Genomic DNA, 15,116 nt, shown 5'->3' on the forward strand with positions numbered 1-15,116 from the left:
AACCGCCGTATACGGAACCGTACGTACGGTGGTGTGAGAGGTCGGTAGCCTAGCTACCTCCTACTCGATCGGCTGAGCCCATATAGCGCCCCGACCCTCCACCTAGATAGTATGTAAATCCCCTCTTTTTTTGAGTTTTACCGATCTATTTTGATCAAATCGGCACTTTTTGCGCGTCCTATTTCTCACATGTCTATCTCAATCTTCTCCAAAACGGTAAAAGAAAAATCAAGCTCAGAACCAAACCAGATTGAATCTTATTCTAGTTTTGAATCAATCTTATACCATAAATGTTTCGATGATGTTCTCCCTAAAAATCTAAAAGATAGATCGATGAACCAAGATCGTAAGACCGTGAAAAAATAAGTTCGACTATTAAATCCAAACAATCTACCTGTGTAAGAATAAGTACCGTAATCCCCACCAACAAAGGAGTTTTATACTACCCTAGGTCGGTCCTGTGGGGGTGGAAGGAATTCGCCGTCAGCCGCGAAATTTTTGTTTGCACGGCATGCGCCGTGCTTACAAAAAGGGTAAGCTTTGAAATGTCCGAAGCGGTCTTCTTCGGATAGCTCAAAGTTGCCCCGCAGCGTTCCACGGCGCAATTCCTGGAACCCCCACAGGACCGACAATGAACCTCCACCCATCCTACTACCTCAAAAAAAATTGAACTCAAAAAAGACGCCCGAGGGCGTCTTTTTCATATATGGTATTTATTTCTAATAAACTTCTTAGGTATTTCTTTCCTAACAAACTCATCGGTTTGTTGGGGTTTTGATGGGGAACGATTACATCATTCCGCCCATGCCTGCTGCTGGGTTAGCACCGGCTGCAGGAGCTTGGTTAGCGTTTGGATCATCTTTGTCAGCAACTACTGCTTCAGTTGTTAACAATAGAGCGGCAACACTGGCTGCGTTTTGTAATGCTGAACGTGTAACCTTTGTTGGGTCGATGATTCCGGCTTTGACCATGTTTTCCCACTTGTCAGTTGCGGCATTGTAACCTACTTCTTGGTCTTGTGTCTTCAAGTGTTCAACGATAACTGAACCTTCTAGTCCGGCGTTTTCTGCAATTTGACGAACTGGTTCTTCAAGGGCACGGACAACGATGTTGATACCTGTTTGAACATCGCCTTCACCTTTGACTGCTTTGACAGCGTCTAGGATGTCAACTAATGCTGTACCACCACCAGCTACGTAGCCTTCTTCAACGGCAGCACGTGTAGCGTTTAGAGCATCTTCGATTCTGTATTTACGTTCTTTTAATTCTGTTTCTGTAGCAGCACCGACTTTAACAACGGCAACACCACCAGCTAATTTAGCTAGACGTTCTTGTAATTTCTCTTTGTCGAAGTCTGAAGTTGTTTCAGCGATTTGTTTCTTGATGTTTTCAACACGTTCATTGATGGCATCCTTTGAACCAGCACCTTCAACGATTGTTGTGTTGTCTTTTGTAACTGTAACTTTACCAGCTGAACCTAATTGATCCATTGTTGTATCTTTTAGTTCAAGACCTAAGTCAGATGTGATAACTTGTGCACCTGTTAATTGGGCGATATCTTCAAGTTGTGCCTTACGACGGTCACCAAAGCCTGGTGCCTTAACAGCAACGACGTTGAATGTACCACGGATCTTGTTCAATACTAATGTTGGTAATGCTTCACCATCGATATCGTCAGCGATGATCAACAATGCTTTACCTTCTTGAACGATCTTTTGTAGTAGTGGCAAGATATCTTGAATGTTTGAGATCTTCTTGTCTGTGATCAAGATGTAAGGATTGTCAAGATCTGCTTCCATCTTGTCGTTATCTGTAACCATGTATTGTGAAATGTATCCACGATCGAATTGCATACCTTCAACAACGTCTAATGTTGTATCGATACCCTTTGATTCCTCAATTGTGATAACACCATCGTTACCGACTTTTTCCATAGCGTCAGCGATAAGTCCGCCGACTTCTTTACTTGCTGAAGAAACTGAAGCTACTTGAGCAATATCATTCTTACCTGATACTTTGTGGCTGATCTTGTGTAGTTGATCAACAGCAGCCTTAGTAGCCATTTCGATACCAGTTCTAATGCCAACAGGGTTAGCACCGGCTGTAACGTTCTTCATACCTTCAGCGATGATCGATTGTGCTAAAACAGTAGCTGTTGTAGTACCATCACCGGCGATATCGTTAGTCTTTGAAGCTACTTCAGAAACAAGCTTGGCACCCATGTTTTCGAAGTGATCTTCTAATTCAATACTCTTAGCAATTGTTACACCATCATTTGTGATCTCTGGTGAACCGTAGCTCTTTTCAAGAACAACGTTACGACCCTTTGGTCCGATTGTTGTCTTAACTGTGTTAGCAAGTTTGTTAACACCGTCTAACATCTTAGAACGTGCATCTTCTGAAAATTTAATTTCCTTAGCCATTTAAATTTCACACTCCATTATTTAATAAATTGATCTTTGCCTGATTAATTATTCGGCGATTGCCATGATATCTTTTTCGTGAAGGATTAGGTAATCTTTATCGTCATATTTAACTTCTGAGCCGGCATATTTGTCGAAGAGAACCTTGTCTCCGGCTTTAACGGCCATAGGTAAAGTCTTTCCTTCTGGTGTTGTTGCGCCAGGACCTACAGCAACAACTTCTGCTGTTTGTGGCTTTTCTTTGGCATTATTAGCAAGAACAATGCCACCAACTGTCTTCTCTTCTTCTTTATCGACTGTTACAATGATTCTGTCTCCAAGTGGTTTTAACAATTTTATATCCCTCCGATGAAATTTTTATTTTTAATAATTTAGCACTCAAACATCTGTTGTGCTAATCACAACTTTTATATTAACATTTTATGAATAACATGCAAGTATTTACATCTTAAAAAAAGAGGTTTACATGAAAAATTCAACTAACCAGCTGACAACTTTACTGTCATATATTGCTTTATTATTCGTGGGAACGATTTTGTCGATGCTAAAATTGACGGGACATCCCTACTTCTTGATCATGACTTTGGCAGCGCTAATTGCTACCGGGGCAATGATCTTCCTAGTTTTTCGAGACGGGAAGAATTCGATCGAAGCAGAAAAATTTGACTGGAAAAATGCCGTCACTTGGATCTTGATCGGGACAATCGGATCGATTGTGATCCAGTTCGGCGTGACTTTCATCGAGCAAGTGCTTTTTCATCTTTCCACATCATCGCAAAATACTTTAACCTTATTGGCCACTGCTCACGGCTACCCTTACTATTTACTTTATATTTTAATATGTGCCCCTATCATGGAAGAAATCATCTTCAGACGCGTTTTCTTCGCTAACTTGATCAAACCTACCAATGTGGTATGGGCAGCGCTTATATCGTCATTTTTATTCGCATTTTTGCATCAAGATAGTCGCTTCTTGATCTACTTGATCATGGGAGCTTGGTTTTGTTTCGTCTATTACCGTTCCAAAAATATTTACGTCAGTGCCACGAGTCACATATTGATGAACGTGGTCGTCTTAATGCTCAGCATCGCTTAATCTAAAGTTTCAGGAGAAAGATATGAAATACGAACAACACGAGATCGATGAGATCCACCGCTTGATCGACGAATGTATGAAAATACCAGATATCAAGAATGAAAAGCATATCGTCAAATTACTTGACGAATTGGAATACAAAGTTGATAACTCGAAACGTTTTAAAAACAATTTAGGCTTGCGAAAGGAAGCAGCAATCTATTCACGAAAGCATAAATTTCAATTGCCTGAATGCTTTAATGAATTGTTAGTTTTGATCAACGATATTTATATGGGGAAAAATTCCAAACACCAGTGGAAAAATTTCTTCCGCAATTTAGACTAAAAATAGCTAGTGCCTCAGTGAATGGCACTAGCTATTTTTATTATTTATTTTTCTTCTTGTGGTGAAACAGATTCTTGACTCCACGTGAAATTACTTGAGAGAAAGTCAATGACTTAACGATCTTATCAGCATCAATATGTTCTCTGATCTGACGAAGGACTTTCTTAGGGTCTTTCGATGAAAAAGTAAACATACCGGTCTCTTTAGTCTTGATACCAAATCTAGGGATCCACTTCCCCTTGAACATGACTGATACAACGACATATTCGACTTGCGTCCAAGGAATCTGAATATAATTCTTCGTATCTCGATCATTATAAAACTCAAAAGCTTTGTCACCGATCATAATTTTTCCGTAATCAGCTAATCCTAAGTGTGAGGTCCCGTTGATCACTAGTTCCGATTTAGTATTCAATGATTCAACCATGAAAAAACTCCATTCTGCTTCTCAATATATAATCTTATTATAATCAAAAAAAGAATGAACCCCAATGAGTTCATTCTATATTTTTGAATATCTTACATTAATCCGATCCAGTGGAAGAAGACACCAATTGCGAACAATCCAAGGATTTGCCAGATTGGTGAAACTTTCTTTCTTAGTAAGTACATGCAAAGGAATGTAAGCAAGAGTCCTGCAAGACCAGGGATCAATTGATCCAAGTTATCTTGCAAGGTCGTAACTTTGACCATTGACAGCGATCGACCATCGGCTTGTTGGATCAGAGCTTGTTTAACACCTTCCATATTGTTTGGCAAGTTACCCCAATCAATGTATGAACCTTTTTGTTGTTTGATCGATGAAACGACTGGTGTAAATTTAACAACAACCCACCGGTTGATCAGGGATCCTAAAATAAACATACCTAGAATAGATGCACCTTTTGTTACATCTTGAAGCAAACCACCGGACATATCTTCGGTGATCTTGGAACCGGCTTTATAGCCAAGTTCTTGTGTATACCACATGAATGCCATTCTAATAACGTTCCATGCGACGAAGTACAAAATTGGACCTAAGATGCTTCCACCCATTGCAAGTGAAGCGGCAATAGCACCAATAATAGGCTTAACAGTGAACCAGAACACAGGGTCCCCAATACCAGCAAGTGGTCCCATCATACCAACTTTAACACCTTGGATGGCAACGTCATTAACGGGTGCACCATTAGCACGTTCTTCCTCCAAAGCCATAGTTACACCTAAAATAGGTGAAGCTAAGTAAGGGTGACAATTGAAGAATTCCAAGTGACGCTTCAAAGCTGATGCACGATCTTCTTTTGTCTTATATAATTTTTTCAAAACTGGGATCAATGAATATGCCCAGCCACCGTTTTGCATACGTTCGTAGTTCCAAGAACCTTGAATGAAGGTTGAACGCCACCAAACGGCAATACGATCTCTTTTAGAAATTTTAACTTGATCTGCCATGTTATTCTTCCTCCATTTTAGTAATTATCTATGATATCTCCAACGGGATCACCGGTATTTGAATCGCCAGTGCTACCACCGTCGCCGTTACCTGATCCACCGTTCTTTGAAAGTGTTAAGTAGATCAAAGCAAGGGCAAGACCAATTGCACCTAATCCGATAAGTGTCAATGATTTGATAGTTGCCAAAACGAAACCAATAGCGAAGAATGGCCAAACTTCACGAGAAGCCATCATGTTGATAACCATAGCGTAACCTACGGCAACAACCATACCACCACCGATTGATAGTCCATCTTGAACTACTTGTGGAATAGCATTAAGCATTGATTTAACGGGACCTGCACCAAGAGCTAAGATCATAGCTGCAGGAATAGCAATACGTAGACCTTGTAAACAAATAGCGATGTATTGCCACATTTCGATCTTTCTAAAGTTACCTTCTTTAGCGGCAGCATCCATGATATGAACGATACCAGTACTAATAGTACGAACTAAGATTGTTAGTAACAATCCAGCAACAGCTAGAGGGATAGCAATAGCATAAGCTGATGAAACACCCTTAGTTCCTTGGCCACCTAAGACCAAGATAATAGCTGAAGCAACTGAGGCTAAGGCAACATCGGGAGCAACAGCAGCACCGATATTAGCCCAACCTAAAGCGACCATTTGAAGTGTACCACCTAAAATTAGGCAAGGCATAAGTTGGCCGGTAACTAAGCCGATCAATGTACAAGCGATTACTGGTTGATGAAAATGGAATTCATCAAGAATACCTTCCATACCAGCAAGGAAAGATACAAGAACGACTAATATAATTTGAATAACATTCAATTCCATTAGTATTAATCCTCCATTATTTAAACTCTTTTTACCCTAGTAATGAGAGTTTTAGATCATAAATAAAACACAACTATTTAAAAAAACTAATTCTTCTTGTTTAATTCAGCTTGGGCTTTGTCCAAGATAGCTTGCATATTGTCTTGATTATCTGTAGGAACTTTCCGAACATCAAAATCAATGCCCATATCTTTAAGCTTATTGAAAGTATCGATATCTTCTTGGCTAAATGCGAGCACCTTATTAGGCTGAACTTTACCTTCTGAGTGAGCCATTGATCCGACATTTAATGTCTTCAATGGAACGCCACCTTCGATAGCTCTCAAAGCATCTTCTGGTGTTTCAAAAAGCAAGAGCGCTCTTTCACCGCCAAAGTGCTTATCGTCTTTAGCTAACTTGATCATTTGGTCAACTGGTACAACGTGAGCATGAACACCAACTGGTGCAGCTTGTTGGATCAATTGCTTACGTAGATCGTCTTTCGCAACAGCATCTGAAACAACGATGATACGTGTAGGATTTGTTGTCTTAGTCCAACCTGTGGCAACTTGTCCGTGAAGCAAACGAGAGTCAATACGTGCTAAAACGTATGTTAATGCACCAGGTTGACCACCTGTAGAAGTCTTAGGTGCTGCCTCTTGTGGAGCAGCAGCTTTTTCTTCTTTAGGTTGAAGTTCTTCTGGACGAACCTTGACCCCATCTTTAGCAGTTTCAATGATATGTGCTGCGATCTCATGAGCACTATTCATTGACATTCTTGAAGCGTAGGCTTCAATGAGCATTGGCAAGTTCAAACCTGCAACAATTGCCCATTTATCCTTGTGTTCTTCAAACAAACCATTAACTTGGTTGAATGGAGTTCCGCCCCAAAGGTCAACAAGGAACAATACTTCGTCTTGATCTGAAAAAGAAGCAATAGCATCTTGCAATTTCTTCTTCAAATCATCTGGACCCATATCAGGCATCAATGTAACAGATTGCACATCTTCTTGTTCACCAAAGATCATCGATCCAGATTGCTTAATGCCGTCAGCAAATTCACCGTGACTAGCAATGACAATACTTACCATTCTTCTACCTCCTATTTATATTGATATAGCAAAAATTCCACCATATCTGAAAATAACACAACCAACAGCCAAATCGGTATCACATTAAAAAAGGAACTCTTTCCCAGAATGAAAGCCCTTACTTAAAATCTAAAACCAATAGCCATCAGCAAAACAAAATACATACAACCTCGTAAAATCCCTGACACTACGACAATATCATGGCATCAAACAAAGCTAAGCATGTAAAAATGACGAGCCGACCGCTTAGAAAAAGACAACTGTCTGAAAACATAAGAAAATCAGACAAAATCCAGTCAAATTTTCATCAATACTTTTTCATAAATAAAAGCGTTTTCTTTACCAATAAAAAAATATATAGATCAAACAATCAACATCTAAAAAGCAAATCGTCTCACCCAAGCTCACCCTTCTTGTGAACCTTTTCATAATATCATTTTTTTGTAAAAATGACAGCCCTTTCGTCCAATTTTAAAACGATTTTTAACAATTTCGAAACAAAAACGCAAAAAATTGAGCGAGAAAAAAGTCATAAATCAGAAAATAAATACAATGAAAATATATCCAAGTATTCAGAAAACGACAATTGGTATAGACATATAAATAGGGACATAAAAGGATTCAAATACGACTGAAATATAAAAGGTCTAGATAAGTTTAAAAGCTGTGTTTATACAAACCATAAGAAAATACTAAGCCAAAAATTAACTGCACAAAAATTCCAAAAAAAATAAGAACTAGAAAAAAATTAACAAGAAATCAAAAAAAGAAAGGTTTCCCACCGCGATTTTTACAGCGACGAAAGGAGCAGGTAAAAGAGCAAGAAAAAGGAAATCTAAAATAGCAACCGATGATAACATAAAAAAAAATCAAAAAGATAGATCGACAAGAAAAAATATCAAAAACGAAAAAAAATAAGACTAACCACCTAAACCTCAGCAAGTTAGTACAAAAAAGCTAAGTACCGTACCCCACACCAACCAACATTAGTTGCACAACCCTAGGTTCTGCTGGGGGTGGAGAGAATTCGCCGTCAGATGTGAAATGGCGGATCGTAAGTGCTAACGCACTTGCGCAACTGGTTCTTGGTGGTGGCTTTACCACCGACATTAAGGAAGCCACGGTGCAATTCTCGGAACCCCCAGCAGAACCGGCAATCAGCCCTCCATCAACCAACCTACCACCAACAAAAAAACAACACAAAAAAAGACCACAGTAACTAAACCGTGATCAAATCAAAGCTTATTCTTCGCCCGATTCAGAAGCAATAACATCCAAATCGCCGTCCAAAGTCCACTGAGAAACAGTAGCAGGAATAATCAAATGTTGCCCCTTAGACAACTTATAATCATTACCATCGATAGTCAAACGACCATTACCATCAATAACCGAAACCAAAGTATACTTACCGATCTCGTGATTAAAAACAGCTGGCTCTTTGATCTGCCAACGATAAACAGCAAAATAAGGCGAAATTGGAGGTTGAACGAAAGTTGTAAATTCGTTCTTACCTTCTGAACACTTAACGATATTTAATTCAGGGTCCTTGTGAGGCACCATGATCGTATCTTCCGACTGCTTGATATGAAGCTCACGCTTCTTACCAGTCGTTTTGTCAACACGATCGTAGTCATACAACCGATAAGTAGTGTCACTACTTTGTTGAGTCTCTAAAACCATAATTCCTTTATTCAAGGCATGGACTGTCCCACTTGGAACGTAGAAAAAGTCACCGGTCTTGACTGGTATCTTTCTGAGCAAGTGTTCCCAATCACCGCTTTCGATCATTGAGTCCAATTGTTCTTTAGTCTTTGCATGATGTCCATAGATCAGATATGAACCTGGTTCAGCATCGATCACATACCAGCACTCAGTTTTGCCGAGTTCGCCTTCGTGTTTTTCTGCGTATTCGTTGTCTGGATGTACTTGGACCGAAAGACTAGCTTCAGCATCAAGGATCTTCGTTAACAATGGAAAGACTTCTCCCTTTGGATCGCCAAAGAGTTCTTTATGATCTTTCCAAAGATCGTCAACATATTGTCCAGCTAATTCGCCGTTTTCGACCATTGAACGTCCGTGTGGATGTCCAGAAATAGCCCAGCATTCCCCAATATTTCCATCAGGAAGATCGTAATCAAAAGCTGATTCGAGTTTTCGACCACCCCAGAGTTTCTGATGAAAAACGGGTTTTAGAAATAATGGTTCACTCATGATTTACCCCTCTAAAAAAATTATTCCTCTTCGTTTGCGTCTTTATCGCGATCTAAGAAGAAGATCAAAGTTTGCAACTCGTTAGCAAGATCCACGTAGTGTACACGGATCGAGCTAGGAACATTAATAATAACTGGAGTAAAGTTCAAAATACCGCGAACTCCAGCCTTAGCTAATTCATCAGCAGTAGTTTGTGCTGCATTAGAAGAAACTGTTAAAATAACTACATCGATCTGTTGCAAACTAAGTTGTTCTTTGATCTCACTAATATCGTAAACAGGAACGCCACTCTTAACTGTACCGACAATTGACTTGTCGATATCAAAAGCAGCCGCGATACGAACGTTGTTAGTTCTTGAGAAATTGTAATTCAATAAAGCATTACCTAAATTACCAACACCAACTAACGCTACGTTAGTACGCTTGTCTTGGTTAAGTAGCTTCTTGAAAAAGGCTACCAACTCATCAACGTCGTATCCGTAACCACGTTTACCGAGTGCACCCAAATAAGAGAAGTCACGACGAATCGTCGCACTATCAATTTTGATCCCGTCAGATAATTCACCTGAGGAAATCTTTTGTGTGCCTTCATCTTTTAAGAATTGGAAATATCTGTAATAAATAGGCAATCTTTTGATTGTTGCGTTTGGAACTGTTGTTTTTGTCATAATCCACCACCATGTGCGTGTTTTCACTAACAACTACTATAAATAAAACTTGTGAAAAAAGCAATATCTTAGTTCAAAAAGCCATGAAAATAACAAAATTCATAGTATAATTTGTGAATATAAAGGAGTATATCATTGATATTATTACAAGCTCAAAGCATTACCAAGAATTTCGGTACAAAAAAACTTTTTTCTAACGTCACATTTGAAGTACAAGACAATAGTAGGATTGGTTTAGTCGGACGAAACGGTGTCGGAAAATCGACCTTATTAAAGATTTTATCCGATCAAGAAAGCTATAATTCAGGCAATATTGCTTTAAAAAAAGATACCAACATTGGCTATTTAGCGCAGGATTCTGGTCTAGATAGCGACAATCAAATTTTTAAAGAGATGGAAGCTGTCTTCGACTACTTGAAGGTCCAAGAAAAGCAGATGCACGACCTCGAAGAGAAATTAGCTGACAACACCGTCAACGACTACGATCAATTGTTGAAGCAATACGACCAAGTCCAAACTAAATTTCGTCAAGAAAATGGCTACGGCTACCAGTCAGAGATCCGCAGCGTCCTTAAGGGGTTTGGCTTTGACGAAGACGTTTGGCAAGAAAAAGTTTCCACCCTTTCTGGTGGCGAACGCTCCCGTTTGGCTATGGCAAAGATGTTGCTTGAACATCACGACATATTGCTTTTGGATGAGCCTACTAACCACTTAGACATCACGACCGTCGAATGGCTGGAAGGATACCTCAAGAATTATCGAGGAGCTCTCGTCATCGTTTCTCACGATCAATACTTTTTAGACAAAGTAGCGACCGAGATCGTTGAGATCAATCAACATTCTGCGACTCATTATTCAGGAAACTATACTTTTTACTTGCAAGAAAAGAAAAAGAACCAAGAAGTTGCTTGGAAACATTACGAAGAACAACAAGCTGAGATCAAGAAGACTGAAGAATACATTCAGAAAAATATCGTCCGTGCTTCAACGACCAAGATGGCCCAAAGTCGCCGTAAGAAGCTGGAAAAAATGGACGTGATGGATAAACCGGGATCAGATCAAGGATCAGCTCATTTCTCATTTGAGATCGACCGTGAGAGTGGTAACGACGTCCTGCTGATTCAAGACGCTGCCATCGGCTATGAAAAAGATCAAGTGATGTCATCGCCGATCAATCTCGACGTAAAAAAAGGTGAACGTATTGGTGTCATCGGACCTAATGGTATCGGCAAATCGACTCTCTTGAAGTCGATCTTAGACCAGATACCACTCTTAGCAGGAACATATCAATTCGGGGCTAATGTCCAGATCGGCTACTACGACCAAAATCTAAACAGCCTTGATCCGCAAAAAGACGTCCTTCACGAAATTTGGGATCGCCATCCCCTACTCGATGAACAAGTCATCCGCAATATTCTTGGATCATTCTTGTTCAGTGGCGATGACGTTTTAAAACCTGTCGCAGGATTATCTGGTGGTGAAAAAGCTCGTTTAACGCTGACTAAATTGTCAATGGAACACGACAACTTTTTGATCATGGACGAACCGACAAACCACTTGGACATCGACAGCAAGGAAGTCTTAGAAGATGCTCTCAGCCGTTTTGCAGGCACCGTTCTCTTCGTATCCCACGACCGGTACTTGTTGAATACACTAGCCAATAGAATCGTAGAAATCACTCCTGAGGGAAGCAAGATCTATCTGGGTGATTATGACTACTACCTCGAAAAAACGACTGAGCACGACGAAAAGACCGAAGAAACAGAAAAGAAACATACTGTTAGCGAGAAGAAAGTCGAATACCAGAAATCAAAAGAACAGCAAAAATCCGAACGTAAGATCAGACGTCAAGTTGAAGACTTAGAAAAACAAATTTCTGAGTTAGAAGAAAAAACGGCGGCTCTGCAAGCTGAAATGACTAAGCCGGAGAATTTAACTGCTTACTCAAAGCTGGCTGATCTGCAGAAGGAAATTGATGAGAATAACGCTTCTCAAAGTGAACTGGAAGATACTTGGACTGAGAAGTCTATGGAACTTGAGGAGTTTGAATAGGATTTAAAAAGGCAAACCAAATCGGTTTGCCTTTTTGTTTGATCACAGCGTAATGTTTGAAGTATGTTGTGAAAAATAATATATGATTCTTTTTCCATTCGTCAACAGAAAAAAGAGATTAATTGTATTACCATTACTAATTCTTTAAGGGTTCAAAAACTACGATACCAATATCTAAATAAATTAATTTCAATTGCTATTAAAAACTACTAATAATTTAAGGGATCAAAAACACTCTCAAAGAACTGGTAACCATCTAATTATAACATTCATGGAACAACCTGAGATCTCATTGCTTATATGTTAATAAAGTTTAATATAACTTTTTCAACCAAAAGGTTCTGAGTAAAACGGTCGAGAATATGTGTATGAATCAAAGCCTACTTTTTACAATTACTAATTCTTTAAGGGTTCAAAAACACAGTTGAAACTGCACTATCGATCATTCCTGTTTTACCATTACTAATTCTTTAAGGGTTCAAAAACCCTGTGGTCTGGAAACGTGGCTTGAGCGACGTTTTACCATTACTAATTCTTTAAGGGTTCAAAAACATGGAAGCAGCAGCACTTTATACCATCGCTGTTTTACCATTACTAATTCTTTAAGGGTTCAAAAACCTCAAATCAAGAAATTAATTTTCTAAATAACTAATTTCGGCGTTAGATAATACAAAATCTTCCTGATTAAAGGAAACTTTGAATCCAATCATATCATCTAACACTTTTAATAATACCAAATCTTTGCCAGATATGTAGTCCAATTGGGATGTTCCCATTTTCGGAATTACTCTAATCAAACTACTCAAAAGCTTTGTTTCTGACATCTTCATTTCATTGGGATATCTCATCTTAATTGATTTGACAAGATTATCAAACGGAAGAATTGAATGAAATTCTTCTGCTGAAACGATGATATTGCCTATCTCATCAGAATTGATATAACAATTTTCCAAAGTTCCTCCGATGTATATAATCTTGAGATCATATAATTTAATCCATAAGTGAATTTGGGACATTAACTTTGTCTTCGAATAATGAGATAAAAAAGCATCTAAGTTATACAAAACTACCCAGCTAGGCTTGTCAGAAAAAGATAGTTGCTCATCTAAAAAATCTATATACAAATCCATCAAGTCATCTAATGATGAGTACTCTAAAGCAAACAAATTATCAGCAGATTTAATTGCTAATTGTAAATTGTGTTTCACCACGTGATCAAACGTAAAATCATTAAGGCCAACAAATAGTTTTTTAGAAACAGTGTTAATTTTTTCTTGTAAATCAATAGATAACTTCATTTGTACATCGTTAAGATTATCAAGATCCCTCACTAATTCAAAATCTGAGGACATCCGATTGAACTGATTGAATAATAAACTGTTTTTCTTGTACAGTAATTGATCAACAATCGATTGAATACCCTGAATAAAAATAATATTGGTATTTTTAATTGATACTGGATTATCCCCATCAATTATTTTAATATCATCCACGTTTTCGAGCTGTCCGTGATTATTACAGAAATAGCGATAAAATTTCTGAAGTATTGATCGAAGTTCTTCTGAATTTCCACCAACAAAGTAATTTATTTCCTTAAAATCAAACTCAATATATTCACAATCATTAACTACAATTTTCATCATCAAATTATCACCATACTCTTATTCCCAACCAAGGTTTCTTGATCTGTTCTAGATCCAACAAGTATTTTCATGTCATTGAATTGCTTCTCACTGACTGAAAGTAATCTCACTTCTCCAGTTGTTGGCAAGAATTTTTTAATTGCATTTTCATACTTCTTTGCGGCTGAAGGATTGGGAAGAGAACGATAATAAACTGAATATTGTAACATGGTAAATCCATTTTTTAACAGTGCTTTTCGAAGAAATCGGTATTGCCGCCTTTCGGTAGCCGTTTCAACAGGTAGATCAAATAAACAAATAATTCTCATGTTTTGATATTTCATCTCTTTTCACCTCAGGGATTAGGTAGTTTTATAATAGTTATTGTTTCTTCAATTCCGTTCTCCATATAAGAAATAAAACTGGAAACCAACTCTTGCATTGAATTATCAACTGTCATTTGTTTTCAGTTGATTTCTAATTTCTGTTGCATAAATTCTATGATTTTAAGGCGTGATTCATATGTTAGATAATCTTTCTCTTCTGAAATGTTTTTATTGATCCAATAATCCATTAACGGACGATACGGTTCCATTAAATCATCAGCTAGATTAAAACTATTGAACTCGTTTTTATGGAAAATGCCCAGCATTGTTACTAACCCACTGGCTGCCACAACGCGAGCCATGCATGATCTCAAAATGGCATATCCAAAGTTCATTGCAGCATTTATAAATACATCATCGTCTCTAGTAAAAGTCTTCCCATAAATAGAATCGAAATACACTTTTGCTAAATGTCCTTCTCTATTAGTCACATCCCCCTCTTTTAATCCATCAGCTAAATCCATCATTAAATTCAGTCTGCTTTGCTCAACACCAAGTAATTTTGCTGACTGGATTTGATTTGTCATTTTTTGACCCACAATCTCTTTCCACGCAGATTGCTTTTGAGCCTTCGTCCAATTAGCTTGATTGATTACTCTCTTTGAATTGTGATGATATTGACCATATGGAAGATAGATCCCGACTGGTAAGTAACTATCATCGCAAATTACTAAACCAATATTATTTTGACTTAGTCTAGATAATAATTTTGTTGTAACCGTTGTTCGATTACCTTCAAGAACAATCATTGTAATATCTGACAACGGCACATATACTTTTTTATCTAATTTGTGAATCTCAATGTTATCAAGTCTAAGCCTAAGCACATCTCCATCTTTTACATGAACAATTCTCCACGCCACGATGATTGCCTCCTGTTTTGAGTATAAAAAAACCGCCTATTAATTAGGCGGTAATCTCGGGATAAACCCTTATTTTTGAAGATCCTTAAAGAATTAGTAATGGTAAAACTTAAAAAGAAATTCAAAATGA

The 15,116-nt window shown here is 38.2% G+C and carries 14 protein-coding genes; 3 read left to right on the top strand and 11 right to left on the bottom strand.

Annotated features, from left to right (window positions below; genetic code table 11):
- Positions 1 to 788: 788 nt before the first annotated feature.
- Both groL and groES read right to left on the bottom strand, forming a co-directional pair.
- A complete protein-coding gene (groL, locus tag EKM78_RS05895) occupies positions 789 to 2,423 on the bottom strand; it encodes a chaperonin GroEL (RefSeq protein ID WP_125770341.1) in 1,635 nt (544 codons plus the stop codon).
- Between the two features lie 48 nt (positions 2,424 to 2,471).
- Complete coding sequence (groES, locus tag EKM78_RS05900) at positions 2,472 to 2,756, bottom strand: co-chaperone GroES (RefSeq protein WP_125770343.1); 285 nt, start codon at positions 2,754 to 2,756, stop codon at positions 2,472 to 2,474.
- 133 nt (positions 2,757 to 2,889) lie between these two features.
- Here groES and EKM78_RS05905 point away from each other — a divergent pair, with 133 nt between their 5' ends.
- Together EKM78_RS05905 and EKM78_RS05910 are read left to right on the top strand one after the other, a co-directional pair.
- A complete protein-coding gene (locus EKM78_RS05905; protein WP_125770345.1) occupies positions 2,890 to 3,519 on the top strand; it encodes a CPBP family intramembrane glutamic endopeptidase in 630 nt (209 codons plus the stop codon).
- A 22-nt stretch (positions 3,520 to 3,541) separates the two neighbouring features.
- On the top strand, positions 3,542 to 3,844 hold the full coding sequence (locus EKM78_RS05910; RefSeq protein ID WP_125770347.1) for a hypothetical protein: 303 nt from the start codon (positions 3,542 to 3,544) through the stop codon (positions 3,842 to 3,844).
- A 40-nt stretch (positions 3,845 to 3,884) separates the two neighbouring features.
- Here the strand turns inward: EKM78_RS05910 and EKM78_RS05915 are convergent, their stop codons facing one another.
- The 6 genes from EKM78_RS05915 to EKM78_RS05940 form a co-directional block, all read right to left on the bottom strand.
- Positions 3,885 to 4,271 (bottom strand): DUF956 family protein, encoded by a 387-nt coding sequence (locus EKM78_RS05915; protein ID WP_125770349.1) that lies wholly within the window; start codon positions 4,269 to 4,271, stop codon positions 3,885 to 3,887.
- Positions 4,272 to 4,363: 92 nt separating this feature from the next.
- Positions 4,364 to 5,275, bottom strand: a complete 912-nt coding sequence (locus tag EKM78_RS05920) for a PTS system mannose/fructose/sorbose family transporter subunit IID (protein ID WP_125770351.1) — start codon at positions 5,273 to 5,275, stop codon at positions 4,364 to 4,366.
- 17 nt (positions 5,276 to 5,292) lie between these two features.
- Complete coding sequence (locus EKM78_RS05925) at positions 5,293 to 6,114, bottom strand: PTS mannose/fructose/sorbose transporter subunit IIC (protein ID WP_125770353.1); 822 nt, start codon at positions 6,112 to 6,114, stop codon at positions 5,293 to 5,295.
- A gap of 86 nt (positions 6,115 to 6,200) precedes the next feature.
- Positions 6,201 to 7,184, bottom strand: a complete 984-nt coding sequence (locus EKM78_RS05930; RefSeq protein WP_125770355.1) for a PTS sugar transporter subunit IIB — start codon at positions 7,182 to 7,184, stop codon at positions 6,201 to 6,203.
- A 1,242-nt stretch (positions 7,185 to 8,426) separates the two neighbouring features.
- The gene (gene manA / locus EKM78_RS05935; RefSeq protein WP_125770357.1) at positions 8,427 to 9,395 is read right to left on the bottom strand and encodes a mannose-6-phosphate isomerase, class I; all 969 of its coding nucleotides are present in this window, start codon (positions 9,393 to 9,395) and stop codon (positions 8,427 to 8,429) included.
- Positions 9,396 to 9,415: 20 nt separating this feature from the next.
- Positions 9,416 to 10,063: a redox-sensing transcriptional repressor Rex gene (locus tag EKM78_RS05940; protein WP_125770359.1), complete on the bottom strand. Its 648-nt coding sequence runs from the start codon at positions 10,061 to 10,063 to the stop codon at positions 9,416 to 9,418.
- A gap of 135 nt (positions 10,064 to 10,198) precedes the next feature.
- Between EKM78_RS05940 and EKM78_RS05945 the strand changes: the two genes are divergently transcribed.
- Positions 10,199 to 12,115, top strand: a complete 1,917-nt coding sequence (locus EKM78_RS05945; RefSeq protein ID WP_125770361.1) for an ABC-F family ATP-binding cassette domain-containing protein — start codon at positions 10,199 to 10,201, stop codon at positions 12,113 to 12,115.
- A gap of 632 nt (positions 12,116 to 12,747) precedes the next feature.
- Here EKM78_RS05945 and csn2-St read toward each other — a convergent pair.
- The 3 genes from csn2-St to cas1 form a co-directional block, all read right to left on the bottom strand.
- Positions 12,748 to 13,758, bottom strand: coding sequence for a CRISPR-associated protein Csn2-St (csn2-St, locus tag EKM78_RS05950; RefSeq protein WP_125770363.1), 1,011 nt, complete (start codon positions 13,756 to 13,758; stop codon positions 12,748 to 12,750).
- Positions 13,758 to 14,081: a CRISPR-associated endonuclease Cas2 gene (cas2, locus tag EKM78_RS05955; protein WP_245994795.1), complete on the bottom strand. Its 324-nt coding sequence runs from the start codon at positions 14,079 to 14,081 to the stop codon at positions 13,758 to 13,760. Before cas2 ends, csn2-St begins: the two co-directional genes overlap by 1 nt.
- 122 nt (positions 14,082 to 14,203) lie before the next feature.
- A complete protein-coding gene (gene cas1, locus EKM78_RS05960) occupies positions 14,204 to 14,986 on the bottom strand; it encodes a type II CRISPR-associated endonuclease Cas1 (protein ID WP_245994796.1) in 783 nt (260 codons plus the stop codon).
- Positions 14,987 to 15,116 lie beyond the last annotated feature (130 nt).

Source organism: Companilactobacillus furfuricola, from assembly GCF_003946325.1.
Taxonomy (GTDB): domain Bacteria; phylum Bacillota; class Bacilli; order Lactobacillales; family Lactobacillaceae; genus Companilactobacillus; species Companilactobacillus furfuricola.